General features: G+C 30.4%; 14 protein-coding genes. 4 read left to right on the top strand and 10 right to left on the bottom strand.

Features of this window, described 5'->3' with window-relative positions; translation table 11 throughout:
- Position 1: 1 nt before the first annotated feature.
- The 6 genes from KAR88_RS00445 to hemB are packed head-to-tail and all read right to left on the bottom strand — an operon-like array spanning position 2 to position 5786.
- A complete protein-coding gene (locus KAR88_RS00445) occupies positions 2-742 on the bottom strand; it encodes a DUF5416 family protein (RefSeq protein ID WP_002778973.1) in 741 nt (246 codons plus the stop codon).
- Positions 743-2008: a (Fe-S)-binding protein gene (locus tag KAR88_RS00440; RefSeq protein WP_002778975.1), complete on the bottom strand. Its 1266-nt coding sequence runs from the start codon at positions 2006-2008 to the stop codon at positions 743-745.
- Between the two features lie 10 nt (positions 2009-2018).
- On the bottom strand, positions 2019-3374 hold the full coding sequence (gene hemN, locus KAR88_RS00435; RefSeq protein ID WP_002778977.1) for an oxygen-independent coproporphyrinogen III oxidase: 1356 nt from the start codon (positions 3372-3374) through the stop codon (positions 2019-2021).
- Positions 3361-3852: a DUF2603 domain-containing protein gene (locus KAR88_RS00430; protein WP_002778979.1), complete on the bottom strand. Its 492-nt coding sequence runs from the start codon at positions 3850-3852 to the stop codon at positions 3361-3363. The genes hemN and KAR88_RS00430 overlap by 14 nt, the downstream gene beginning before the upstream one ends.
- 15 nt (positions 3853-3867) lie before the next feature.
- Positions 3868-4806 (bottom strand): ornithine carbamoyltransferase, encoded by a 939-nt coding sequence (gene argF, locus KAR88_RS00425; RefSeq protein WP_002830010.1) that lies wholly within the window; start codon positions 4804-4806, stop codon positions 3868-3870.
- Entirely contained in the window at positions 4803-5786 is a 984-nt protein-coding gene (gene hemB / locus KAR88_RS00420) for a porphobilinogen synthase (RefSeq protein ID WP_002778983.1), read from the bottom strand. The genes argF and hemB overlap by 4 nt, the downstream gene beginning before the upstream one ends.
- Positions 5787-5842: 56 nt before the next feature.
- Between hemB and ribA the strand changes: the two genes are divergently transcribed.
- Positions 5843-6403 (top strand): GTP cyclohydrolase II, encoded by a 561-nt coding sequence (ribA, locus tag KAR88_RS00415; RefSeq protein ID WP_002778984.1) that lies wholly within the window; start codon positions 5843-5845, stop codon positions 6401-6403.
- Positions 6400-6999, top strand: a complete 600-nt coding sequence (gene rsmG, locus KAR88_RS00410) for a 16S rRNA (guanine(527)-N(7))-methyltransferase RsmG (protein ID WP_002781929.1) — start codon at positions 6400-6402, stop codon at positions 6997-6999. The genes ribA and rsmG overlap by 4 nt, the downstream gene beginning before the upstream one ends.
- On the opposite strand, the gene KAR88_RS00405 is transcribed toward rsmG, so the two are convergent.
- Positions 7000-7572 carry a hypothetical protein gene (locus tag KAR88_RS00405; protein ID WP_002830012.1) on the bottom strand — a complete coding sequence of 191 codons (573 nt, stop codon included), beginning with the start codon at positions 7570-7572 and terminating at the stop codon, positions 7000-7002.
- Between the two features lie 91 nt (positions 7573-7663).
- A complete protein-coding gene (locus KAR88_RS00400; RefSeq protein ID WP_002781930.1) occupies positions 7664-8758 on the bottom strand; it encodes a YeiH family protein in 1095 nt (364 codons plus the stop codon).
- A 143-nt stretch (positions 8759-8901) separates the two neighbouring features.
- Between KAR88_RS00400 and KAR88_RS00395 the strand changes: the two genes are divergently transcribed.
- Both KAR88_RS00395 and rpoD read left to right on the top strand, forming a co-directional pair.
- Positions 8902-9783, top strand: a complete 882-nt coding sequence (locus tag KAR88_RS00395; RefSeq protein ID WP_002778993.1) for a LysR substrate-binding domain-containing protein — start codon at positions 8902-8904, stop codon at positions 9781-9783.
- 74 nt (positions 9784-9857) lie between these two features.
- Entirely contained in the window at positions 9858-11723 is a 1866-nt protein-coding gene (rpoD, locus tag KAR88_RS00390; RefSeq protein WP_002778994.1) for an RNA polymerase sigma factor RpoD, read from the top strand.
- Here the strand turns inward: rpoD and KAR88_RS00385 are convergent, their stop codons facing one another.
- Together KAR88_RS00385 and KAR88_RS00380 are read right to left on the bottom strand one after the other, a co-directional pair.
- Complete coding sequence (locus KAR88_RS00385) at positions 11724-12233, bottom strand: histidine phosphatase family protein (RefSeq protein ID WP_002781790.1); 510 nt, start codon at positions 12231-12233, stop codon at positions 11724-11726. It abuts the gene before it with no gap.
- Positions 12230-12748, bottom strand: coding sequence for a rhomboid family intramembrane serine protease (locus KAR88_RS00380; protein ID WP_002778996.1), 519 nt, complete (start codon positions 12746-12748; stop codon positions 12230-12232). The genes KAR88_RS00385 and KAR88_RS00380 overlap by 4 nt, the downstream gene beginning before the upstream one ends.
- Positions 12749-12792: the final 44 nt, after the last annotated feature.

Below are 12792 nucleotides of genomic sequence, written 5' to 3'. Positions count from 1 at the left end.
TTCAAGTAAAAAAAGCCTTAAGCTCATAAACTAACTTGTGATTTAACATTAAAACAAATGTTTTCTCACAAGCTAGCTCTTTTTTGTTTTTATAAACAAAACTTTTTAAAAAATCAAGAAGTAAAAGGCTTGGCATTTTTCCTTGTAAAATTATATACATGGTGTTTTGAGAAATTCCATACTTATAACTTGCTCCGCTAGGAAAGGCATCAAGGTCAAAATTCACACTGTCATTACTAGCATCATAATCTAAAATTTCAATCTTTACAAAACTAGCATCTAAATCTTCAATTTTCAATGATTCAAAAATATTCAATTTTTGATTTTTTTCTACCTTCACACTTTCTTTTTGCTCACAATTATCGGATGTAAAAATAAAGCAATCCTTGTTAAAGATTCTTGAAAAAGTATTAAAAGGAGTAAATCTTGTATTATTTTTAGGAGCTTCATCAATCTTTATTTCTAAAGGTGGATTGCGTGGCTCTTCATCTTGTTTTATTTGACTTGTTATAAAAATTTCCTCTACTATGATGGTATTTTCTTCATTTTCATCATACAAGCATTTTAAAATTTCATCAAATTCAAAGCTATGATCACTAAATTCCAAAAGCCTTACACTATCAGTTATAAAGTCGATCTTATCTCTATTGGGAATTTTATCCTTAACTATAAATGCCCTATTGTAAAAATATGATTTTTCTATCTCATATTCATCACTTTTACCTTGAAAAGTTATTTTCATCTATAAGGCTTTCGCTATAAGTTCCAAAGGACTTGCAAAAATTGCTTTACTAGAATTTTGCTCCAAAGCATTTGAAATTTGCATTCTACATGCCGAACATTCGGCACTAACTACACAAGCTTTGCTTTCATCAATCATACTTGCTTTTTTAAGTCCTACGCTCAAAGCCCTATCATAATAATCCGTTTGCATACTTACCCCACCAAAACCACAGCATGCATTAGGATTACTCATTTCAACGAAATGATAATTTGCTTTTAAAAGCTCTCTAGGCTCTTTAAAAACCCCTTGCATCTTTCTCGCATGACAAGGATCATGATAAGTAATGCTATAATTAAGCTTTTTCTTACTTTCTAAAAGCTCTTTTAAATTTGTAAATTTATAAAAATACTCACTAGCCATATAGATGCGAGAGGAAATCTTTTGAGCTCTTTTGGCCCACTCTGGCTCATTTTGCATATTAAAAAAATGTTCTAAATCTATTTTCAACATTGCCGAGCAAGTTGCCTCAGGAATGATAATAGCATCAAGCTTTTCTAATTTTTTTTCAAAATATTCTATATTTTTCTTAGCCAAAATTTCAACACTTTTAAAATCACCTGTAAAAAATTGCGGTGCACCACAACAAACTTGCTCTTTCATTAAATCCACATTGATTTTTACTTCTTTGGCGATTTTAAGTACAGCATTAGCTGTGTCTATGTAAAAATAATTTGCCAAACAACCCACAAAAAAACCTACAGTTTTTTCTCCTCCATTGTCGATAAAATCAGGGTTTGAATTTAAAAAACTTTTTTTATTAAAACTCGTAAGCAATCTTCCTTTTTTAACAAAAGGCATGGAAAATTTAGCCTTCATACCTACATTTTGATCCTGACTTTGAATTTTAAAAGCACAGCTTTGAAACACATAGCCTAATTTCGCGACCAAATCTAAAATTTTACGCCTTCTTAAGAAAAAAAAGATAATTTTTTTATACCATGCTATACCAAATTTTTTAGCTATATCATAGCGCACTTCTTCGATGGCATTATCTACTCTTAATTTACTCGGACAAACCTCGACGCAATTTGTACACAAAAAACAGGATTCAAAAATCTTTTTAGCCTCTTTATCTAGCTCTAATTTTTCTTCCTTATAAGCTGCTAAAAGATCTAAAAAACCCCTAGGGCTTGTAGTTTCATCGCGATTTACTTCATGAATAGTACAAACCGGAATACATTTTCCACATTTAACGCAAGCATCACTTATTTGACTAAAATTCATCACCATCCCATCAAACCGTTTTAGAAAAGACTTTTTTATCTTCACTTATATTTTTCATATAAGCATCAAAACACATAGCTATATTTCGTATCAACAAAACGCCTGTTTCATTTACTAAAATAAAATTTTCACTCAAATCAATAAATTCTTTATATTCCTCCAAAGCTTTTAAATCTTCTTTAAAATACTCTTTAAAATTGATTTTAAATTCTTTCTCTATAGCTTTAATATCTAGTCTAAAATTTGCCATCAAATCCATAATCACAGCTTTTCTAAGCTCATCATCATAGCTTAGCTTAATCCCTCTTTCAAAAGGCAATCTTCCCTCGCTAATCGCAGCTTCATAGCTTGGCATATCTTTAAAATTTTGTGCATAATGACTTTGTCCTTCTCCTATACTAGTAAGTCCTATACCGATCAAATCTGCGCCGTCCTTAGTAGTATAGCCTTGGAAATTCCTATGTAAAGTCCCATTTTCCAAAGCTTTAAAAAGCTCGTCTTCTTCTTTGGCAAAATGATCCATACCTATCATTTTATAACCATTTTGAGTCAAAAATTTCTCACAAAATTCCAAAATTTCAAGCTTAACATCAGGGCTTGGCAAAGTATTTTCATCAAATTTTCTCATATTTTTCTTAAGCCAAGGTACATGAGCGTAATTAAAAATAGCCAAACGATCCGGATTTAAAAGCATAGCTTTTTCCAAGGTTTTAGCAAAGCTTTGCAAACTTTGAAAAGGCAAACCATAAATCAAATCCATATTGACAGATTTTATCCCCCTATCTCTTACCAATTTTAAAGCATTTTGCGTTAGCTCAAAGGGTTGAATTCTATGAATTTCTTTTTGCACTCTTTCATCAAAATCTTGCACGCCAAAACTGATGCGATTAAAACCATTTTTGGTTAAAACATCAGCTTGCTCTTCATTTAAAAAACGCGGATCAATTTCACAGCTAATTTCAGCATCTTTGGTAAAATTTCCAAAAACAGATTTAATTTTTAAAATTAAACTTTCTAGCTGTTTAGCACTAAAAAAAGTAGGCGTCCCACCACCAAAGTGCATTTGCACCACTTCTCTTTTAGTATCTATAATAGTGCTTAAAATATCAAGTTCTTGAAAAAGATATTTTAAATATCTCTCCTTACTTTCTTCTTTGGCGGTATAAATAACATTACAGCCACAGAAATAACAAGCACTTCTGCAAAAAGGCAAATGAAAATAAAGCGATAAAGCTTTGTTTTGCTTTTTTAAAATTTCTATATATTCTTCATATTTGAAATTTGTGTTAAATTCCACTGCAGTAGGATAAGAAGTATAACGCGGTCCTGCCTTAGAATATTTCACAAAAGCCTTATAATCTCTCATTATTTTTTACCCTTTCTACCATAGCTTGCATATCTACAAATAAATTTGGATGTTCTTTTTTAATATCTGCAAGCAATTTTTCAAGATCAATACTGATCTCCATAACACCCTCTTGCGCCTTGCGTTTTATCTCATCCATTGCCACTATCCACACATCACTAAAATCAATAGGAATTTGCTGATAAATCGCTTTTTCAAGGCGAAGTTCAAAATTCTCTTTTTGAGTTTGTTTTAAATTTTCTAAAATATTTTTAAGACTATTTAAAGAAATAAGTGTATGAATTTGATCATTTTCATCCATTATAAACCAAGGTTCAGGAGAATCAAAACTACCATTTTTAAGTATCAAGCATTTTTCGTTTTCATTCTCACTTTGCTTCATTTCAAATATAGCTCTATCCTCTTTTTTCATGCCTAAATTTTGGCTAAATTCATCAATGCGTTTTAAGCAATTGCTATATTTTTCAAGTTCTTTCACTAAAAACTCCTTATCCTATCTTCTCCAACTTATGAAATTATATAAAATCTTATTATTTAAAAAGCAAAGCAAGGCTTTTACCACATAAAGGCGATTTTTTGCTTCTTCAAAAATCACTTTTGAATGCTTTTCAAAGCTCTCTTCGCTTACTTCATAACCCCTATAAGCAGGTAAGCAGTGCAATAAAATCGCATCTTGATTTGCCGCATTCATAGCCTCTTCATCAATAATAAAGCCGTCAAAATCTTTAATTTTCTTTTCTTTTTCACTCTCTTCACCCATAGAAACCCAAGTATCGGTAATGACTACATCTTTACCTTTTATGGCCTCAAATTTATCATGAGTCAAAAAGATTTTTGCTCCCGAAATTTTTGCTTTTTCTTTGGCAAATTCTAAAATTTCACTATTGATTTCATAATTTTTTGGCAATGCAACACTAAAATCAAATCCCAAAATCGCAGCTGCAATAAGCCAAGAATTACACATATTATTGCTATCGCCCACAAAGGCTACCTTAGCTATATCATCTTTCATTTTGCCACATTCTTTTATAGTGAGTAAATCCCCTAAAACTTGCGTTGGATGATAAAGCTCGCTTAGAGCATTGATAACTGGTGCTTTAGAATATTTTGCAAATTCTACTAAACTTTCATGCTTGTTTACCCTCATCATTACAAAATCAACCATCGCCCCAATAACTCTAGCTGTGTCTTTTATAGACTCACCTCGGCTTAATTGCAAATCATTACTGCTTAAAAATAAAGCCTTTCCACCAAGCTCTGTGATAGCAAGCTCAAAAGCCATTCTAGTTCTTGTGGAGTTTTTTTCAAAAATCATTGCTAAAGTTTTATCTTGCAAAAGCTTTTTGGGATTTTTTTTAAGCTCGCTTGCATGCTCTACAAGACTTAAAATTTCATATTTAGAAAAGTCTCTTAGTGTTAAAAAATGTCTCATTTTTCTCCTTTTAACATTTTAGCTAATTCTTTAGCGTGATAAGTGATAATTAGCTTTGCACCCGCTCTTTTAAAAGCTATCATTGTCTCATATAAAACTTTTTCATAATTAATCACTCCTGCACGACCCGCTGCTTTTAGCATGGCATACTCACCACTTACATTATAAACACACAAAGGCAAATTAGAATGAAGTGAAATTTCTTTCACTACATCAAGATAAGCTAAAGCGGGTTTTACCATTAAAATATCCGCTCCTTGTGCTTCATCTTCCAAGCTTTCTTCTAAGGCTTCTTTTCCATTTGCAAAATCCATTTGATAGCTTTTTCTATCTCCATAACTTGGCGTTGAATCCGCTACATCACGAAACGGCCCATAATAACTTGAAGCAAATTTAGTAGAATATGCCATTATAGGCAAATTTTCAAAACCTTCCTCATCTAAGGCTTTGCGTAAAGTTTCTATAATACCATCCATCATCCCGCTAGGTGCTATCATATCAACCCCCGCTCTTGCATGGACTAAGGCTTGCTTGGCTGAAATTTCTAAAGTTGCGTCATTATCTACACTTTTGGTTTTAGGATCAATTATCCCACAATGCCCATGATCAGTATATTCACAAAAGCAAAGATCGCTGATAACAAAAAGATTTGGAAATTCTTTTTTTATCTCTCTTATACTTCTTGCAATAAGTCCCTCATCGTCCATCGCATCACTTCCGCAGCTATCTTTTTTATCATTTTCAAGAACACCAAAAAGAATAATCGCTTTTATACCCAGCTCGCTTATGATTTTACATTCTTTTAAAATTTCATCTAAACTCATTTGAAATACATCAGGCATAGATGAAATTTCTTTTTTAATTCCTTTACCATTTACAACAAAAAGAGGATAAATAAAATCATTAATACTAAGAGTGTGTTCTCTTACCATAGCCCTTAAACTCTCATTAAGTCTAAGTCTGCGGAATCTTTTAAACATTTTTTGTCCTTTTTTTGCTACAATGTTATCATAATTTTGATTATAAAGAGTAGCAAATGGATATAAAAATTTCAGAAATTGCAAATCTACCTAGCAAATGGGGTAGTTTTCAAATTCAAAGCTTCAAAGAAGGAGAAAAAGAACATTTATGTATATTTAAAAACACTCCACAAGATATCCTAAATTTAAGAATTCATTCAGAATGTTTAACAGGGGATGCCTTAGGAAGCTTAAAATGCGATTGCGGAGAACAACTTGAATTTTCATTAAAATATATAGAAAAACATGGTGGAATGGTGATTTACCTAAGGCAAGAAGGACGTGGAATTGGACTTTTTAATAAAGTCAATGCTTATGCTTTGCAAGATAAGGGTTTTGATACCATAAAAGCTAATCACCAACTAGGCTTTAAGGCTGATGAGAGAACTTATGAAATAGTAGAATTTATACTAAAACATTATAAAATTTCTAAGGTTAATTTACTTACTAACAATCCACAAAAAATTCACTCTATACAAGATAAAATCATGGCGCGCGTTCCTATACTTATAAATCCTAACCGCTTCAATGCAAATTATTTAGAGGTAAAACAAAATCAAATGGGGCATTTACTTTGAATTTGGATTTTTTAAATTTAATTTTATCTGATTTTAATGAAGAAGATTTTAGGGCTAAGCTTAAAATCTATAAAGAAATTCTAAATAAATTTAACCGCATTCATAATCTCACTCAATTAAAAAATATAGATGAAAATATTTTAGATAGCATTGAAATTCTTAAATATTTTGATTTTTCAAAGGCAAAAAATATAGTCGATATCGGTAGCGGTGCTGGCTTTCCTGCTATTTTTTTAGCCTTTATTTTACCAAGCAATTTTCATCTTTTTGAACCCAATCCAAAAAAAGCTGCATTTTTAAGAAGTATCAAAATAGAATGTAACTTAACAAATTTAACCGTATACAAAGAAAAAGTTGAAAATTATAAAAGCTCATTTAAAGCCGATATTATCACTTCAAGAGCTCTTATGGATGTAAAACCCTTAATAAAACTTTGTTTAAATATAAGTGATCAAAAAACAATTTTTATACTTTGGAAAGGAAGTGAAATTTTTGATGAAGTAGAAGGGTTGAAAGATTATGATATTTTTGAAAATGGCTTAAGAAGGTATTGCGTTTTAAAAAATACTCAAAGTGGTATGAATACCACTTTGTAATTATTGTACTACATCAGCGCTAAAAACGATATCTACTAAAGGCCATGAAATTCCGCCATGTCCTGGTGCAACATCACTCAAAGCTTTTAGAGCTTGAGAGCTATTTTTAAAAGCATGTAAATCAAGCTGTCCTTTGGCTACAAATTTATTGTTTTCTATAGTATAGCTTAAAGGCACAAGCGTGCTCTTTTTATCTATAGTTACTCTAGCTGAGATCACGCCTTTATTCTCACCTGTAACTACATCTTTAAAAACCACTTTAATATCTGAATTTCCAAGCAAACTAGGGAAAAATACTTTAGCAAGATTATCTGTAATGATTTCATTGCCCTCACCCATAAAAACGCTGCTTGGATTTACCACTGCTCTAGCACCTTTTAAATAGCTTGCCAAAGTACTAGTATTTTTAGAAAATTTATATTTAACATTTTTAAATTCTCCACCCACTCCTACCATATCTTCGGTCTTATATCCTTCAAAACTAACTTTCAAGCTATCTTGATTGAAAGAAACAGCACTCAAACTTGTTGCAAGTATCAAAGAGACTGCGATGCCATAAAACATTTTTTTCATTTTTTTATCCTTTTTTAATAAAATTTTGATTTGCGTGAGAATTATAGCATATTTTTATAAAAAAATAATTTTTTCTAAATAGTAATTTTTATTACCAAAGTATACCTCGAAAAAATAGGGTCAGAAAATATCCTCCAAAAACCAAAACCAATCCCAAAACAAAAGCTAAACCAAAAACTCTTGAGCCACTTTTTAAGAATTTTTTAAAGTCGATTTGAAGTCCTAAAGCAGCCATAGCAAAAACAATACAAAGAGTACAAAGTAATTTTCCAAAAGATATAATATCACTTGTAGAAATTCCAAGAAAATTTTCCCTACTTGCCAAATAAGTATTTATAACAATCACTCCTAAAAAAATAAATGCAAAATAAGGAATACTTATATTTTTTTCTGTTTTTTCCTTACTTGAATGCTGATTTTTAGCAAAAAAATAAGTTATAATCAATAAAAATGGCACAAGCAAAATCACTCTCATCATCTTTATAATAATGGCAATATTTGAAGCACTTTGATCAAAATTTGCCATATCTTTCGCCATTTCAGCAGCTCCTACAACATTGGCTACCTCATGTAAAGTTGCACCCATAAATATACCCATAGCATGTTGATTAAAATAAGGAAAAAGATCTAAAGAAAAAACTATGGGATATAAAAACATAAAAACAAGCCCAAAAATCACCACTGTACCAACGGCTAGAATTCCTTTAAAGGGATCACTTTTTAAGCTTGATTCTAAGGCTAAAACAGCTGCTGCTCCACAAATAGCACTTCCAGCACCTACTAGCATGGAAGTTTCTTTATCTAGTTTAAAAACCTTTACACCCACAATCAAAGCTAAAATAAAAATAAAAAATATAACTATCATAGAAAGTATAAAGCCTTTTAATCCCACACTTAAAAGTTCGGTTAGAGTAATATTAAAACCATATAAGATAATACCCAATCTTAAAAGTTTTTTAGCACTAAAGTGCACTCCTGCTTGTAAATGATGTTGGTATTTAAAAAACCAAGGTGAAAGCAATGCTCCTATAATAATAGCAAAAGCAGCTGCTGCTAAATGGGTTGTATCTTTAATACTTTGAACACTTGAAAGATACATTGCAAAAAACACTATAGAGGCTGTAAAAATCAAACCTTTAAAATTTGAAATCAGTATATTTTTATAATGCTCTATTTTTTTTATCATATGTTTTCTCCTTTAATTTGCAATTATAAAATTACAATTAAATATTTTCTTGCCATTATAGTCATTTTTATATTATAATAAAAATATATTATTTTAATTTTTATAATAAATTTTTTTAATCAAAAAAGATAGAAAGAACTTCAATGAAAATCAAAGATATGGAAATTTTTTTAGATCTTTTAAATACTCAAAGTCCTACAAATACCGCCAATAATTTTTCCATCACACAACCTAATGTTTCCATCATTATTAAAAATTTAGAGCAGGACTTAGGCGGAGCATTGTTTGAAAGACTAGGAAAAAAGCTTTTACCTACTCCAAAAGCTTTATATTTGGGTAAAATTTGGCTAAAACTTGTGCAAGATTATTACAAAAGCTTAGAAGAACTTAATGATGAAAATACCCTCTTAGGAGAAATCAAGATCGCTGCTACTCAAAGCATAGCTGAACACTTTCTTGCTCCTATTTTATTTGATTTTAAATCTAAATTTAGCAATGTTAAAATACATTTTCAAACTCAAAATTCAAAAGAATGTTTAAATTTATTAAAAAATGGAGATATAGAATTTGCCATTGTTGAAGCAGAACTTAATCCTACTTTAATCGATCACGAAGGGTTAAAAATGGAATTTTGGCAAAAAGATGAACTTGTAGTTGCTAGTAGTAATAAAAATTTAAGCCAAAAAGAATTTTATATCGATGAATTACTTAAACAAAAATGGATTTTGCGTGAAACAGGCTCAGGGCTTAGAGATAAATTTCTAAACGAAATAGGCGATGTTTCCAAAAAACTTAAATTCTTTTTAGAGCTCGATAGAATGTCTGCTATTAAAGAACTCGTTATCCAAAAAAATGCTATTTCTATTTTTTCTAAAAAAAGTATAGAAAAAGAATTAAAAAATTCAATTTTATATGAGGTAAAATTAAAAAATATTAATCTTTGGCGTAATTTTTATATCTTAAAAAGAAAAAATTATAATTTTAACAGGGCTTTGGAAAAATTTGAAAAAATATTTAAACAATAAGAACTAAATTTTATACAAATATTAAGCAAAATTTAGATAAAATCCAAGGCTTATATAAAAGTTAAGGAAGTTCAATGAATGCCAAAACCCAAGATATGGAACTTGAAGAGCTCTTTAAAGAAAACGAAAAAGATTATATCACTTACGAAAAATTAGTAAAATACTTCAGCAAGCAACCTAATTCAGCCACTGCCAAAAAAGTCCAAACTTTAATGAAAAAGTATAAAGTACAGTTATTTTCGGCTGCTGAAATTGCACAAATGAAAAATATAGAAGATGCAAAAAGATTGCAAGAAGAAAAACAAAAATTGCAAGATACTAGTCTTGAGAATGAATTTGATTTAGCCAATGAAAATGATTTGCTAGAATGGAGCAGATCGGATTCTCCTGTGCGTATGTATCTAAGAGAAATGGGGCAAATTGCACTTTTAAATAAAGATGAAGAAATCGAAATTTCCAAAAAAATTGAACTTGGTGAAGATATTATCATAGATGCTTTTTGTTCCGTGCCTTATTTGATTGACTTTATTTTAGATTATCGTGAACCACTGATCAATAGAGAAAGAAGAGTAAAAGAACTTTTCAAAAGCTTTGATGATGAAGAAAAAAATGATGATAAGCTTGATGAACTAGAGGACGAGGATGAAGAAAACGATGAAGAATTAGAAAATGAAGAAGAAACTCCTAAAAAAACAAGCAAAAAAGAAGATGAAAGAACTTTAAAAGTCATAGAAAAATTTAAAGCTTTAGAGAAGGCAAAAAAAGATTGGCTAAAAGTTTCTAAAGATAAAGAAAGTGGAGATGAAATTTTAGACAAACTTGGAATTGCTTTTAAGAAAAATATTCTAAAAGAAAAGCTGATGGATCTAGGTCCAACTTCTAAACTCATCAGTGAAATTGTAAAATCAATGGAAACTGCCTTAAAAAGCGATGAAGAATTCGATAAAGAATTAAAACGCCTAGAATACCGTTTGCCAATGTTTTCTGAAGAATTAAAAAATCGTCATGCTAATATCTTAAAAGATATTACAAAATTAAGCAAGGAAGAAATTACCGAAAGAGCGCTTGAAACGACTATGGTAAGCACTTACATGGAGATAAAAAAACTTTTTCAAACTAAAGAAGCGAGCGAGAAAAGCTTTGACTTAGAAAAAGAGCGCTTGAAAGAAATTTTAGAGCAAATCAAACGAGGTAAAAAAATTTCTGATGAAGCTAAAACTAGAATGGCTAAATCAAATTTGCGTCTTGTTGTAAGTATTGCTAAGCGTTATACAAACCGTGGTTTACCTTTTTTAGATCTTATCCAAGAAGGCAATATAGGTCTTATGAAAGCAGTGGATAAATTTGAGTACAAAAGAGGATATAAATTTTCAACCTATGCAACTTGGTGGATAAGACAAGCTATTTCAAGAGCGATCGCAGACCAAGCTAGAACTATAAGAATACCTATTCATATGATAGAAACCATCAATCAAATCAATAAAATTATACGCGAGCATTTGCAAAAAGACGGAAAAGAGCCTGATGTAAGTGTTATAGCCAAAGAAGTAGGACTTAGTGTGGATAAGGTTAAGCAAGTGATTAAAATCACAAAAGAGCCTATTTCACTTGAGGCGCCTATTGGCAGTGAAGATGATGGCAAATTTGGGGATTTTGTAGAAGATAGAAATTCACTCTCGCCTATGGATCACATTTTAAAAGATGATTTAAAAGAGCAAATTGATGAAGTTCTTGATCAACTAAACGATAGAGAAAAAGCAGTTATTCGTATGCGTTTTGGTCTAATGGACGATGAAAGCGATAGAACTTTAGAAGAAATAGGTAAAGAATTAAATGTTACACGCGAAAGAGTAAGACAAATAGAAAGCTCTGCAATTAAAAAACTCAAACATCCAAAAGTGGGTAGAAAACTCAAAAACTATATCGAGGGTTGGAAGTAATTAATCCAACTCCTTTTCCTCTTTTAATTTTCTCACATGTTCAAAAAATATCACTTTTCCGCTATGCGCTTTTAAATCCTTAAAGTCTTCTATGTCAAATTCTAAGCAAAGCATAGATGAAGTAGGAAAAGAAGTCAAACATAAAGAGCCTAAAAATTCTCCAAGTTCCATTAAAGTAGGATTATGCCCTACTAATAAAACTTCATTATATTTTTTATCGATAGTTTGTAAAATTTGATATATTTTAGACAAATTAGCAAGATAAAGCTCATCTATAAATTGAATTTTTTCCTTGTCAAAATTATAAAATTCGGCTATTTTTTTAGCTGTCTTAGCAGTGCGTTTAGATGGACTTGAAAGTATAAAATCAAATTTTATCTCATGGGTTTTTAAATTATAAAAAAGCTTTTCTAAGTCTTCTTTACCTCTTTTATTTAACTTCCTATCAAAATCTTGCACTTCCTCATCCTTAACAGCCTTTGCATGTCTTAATATATATATTTTTTTCAAATTTTTCTCCTTAACTTCCCTAAAAAATATCCACAAATAAAACCAAAAATATGCCCATACCATGCGACATTTACACCCATAAGCAATGGAGCAAAACTCATTAGTAAAATAGCGACTATAAGACCCTTTGTACTACTTTTATCAAGAAAAGCATAATACCCCATCAAAACACAAATTGCTCCACTTGCTCCTACAAGATTTATCATCCCACCAAAATAATAAAAAGAAAAATATACATAAAAAGCACTCAAAAGCGAACACATCAATCCGCCAATTATATACAATAAAAAGAAACGCAAAGCACCTAAATAAGACTCTAAAATACGACCAAATTGAAATAAAACTATCATATTAAGGATGAGATGAGTTAAATTTCCATGCATAAACATTGAACTTAAAATTTGCCAATAAGCTCCTTTGAAAAACAAAATATTTAACCCAAGCAAATTATAATACCCATAAGGAATTGTAAAATAGAATAAGATATTTAAGAGAATCAGTAAAATTACAACCAAAAACAACCTTTAAAATATTTATGTTATTGTCTTGAAATTCACAT

The organism is Campylobacter sp. JH23 (assembly GCF_017846595.1).
Classification (GTDB): Bacteria; Campylobacterota; Campylobacteria; order Campylobacterales; family Campylobacteraceae; genus Campylobacter_D; species Campylobacter_D coli.
Note: the sequence above shows the minus strand (reverse complement) of the source record. Positions and strands in the feature narration are given on the sequence as shown.

Excerpts from the sequence above, each read along its gene's own strand:
- hemN (WP_002778977.1), bottom strand. The coding sequence starts at position 3,374 with ATGAGAGATTATAAGGCTTTTGTGAAATATTCTAAGGCAGGACCGCGT.
- rpoD (WP_002778994.1), top strand. The coding sequence starts at position 9,858 with ATGAATGCCAAAACCCAAGATATGGAACTTGAAGAGCTCTTTAAAGAA.
- KAR88_RS00395 (WP_002778993.1), top strand. The coding sequence starts at position 8,902 with ATGAAAATCAAAGATATGGAAATTTTTTTAGATCTTTTAAATACTCAA.
- hemB (WP_002778983.1), bottom strand. The coding sequence starts at position 5,786 with ATGTTTAAAAGATTCCGCAGACTTAGACTTAATGAGAGTTTAAGGGCT.
- KAR88_RS00400 (WP_002781930.1), bottom strand. The coding sequence starts at position 8,758 with ATGATAAAAAAAATAGAGCATTATAAAAATATACTGATTTCAAATTTT.
- KAR88_RS00445 (WP_002778973.1), bottom strand. The coding sequence starts at position 742 with ATGAAAATAACTTTTCAAGGTAAAAGTGATGAATATGAGATAGAAAAA.
- KAR88_RS00440 (WP_002778975.1), bottom strand. The coding sequence starts at position 2,008 with ATGAATTTTAGTCAAATAAGTGATGCTTGCGTTAAATGTGGAAAATGT.
- KAR88_RS00405 (WP_002830012.1), bottom strand. The coding sequence starts at position 7,572 with ATGAAAAAAATGTTTTATGGCATCGCAGTCTCTTTGATACTTGCAACA.
- argF (WP_002830010.1), bottom strand. The coding sequence starts at position 4,806 with ATGAGACATTTTTTAACACTAAGAGACTTTTCTAAATATGAAATTTTA.
- ribA (WP_002778984.1), top strand. The coding sequence starts at position 5,843 with ATGGATATAAAAATTTCAGAAATTGCAAATCTACCTAGCAAATGGGGT.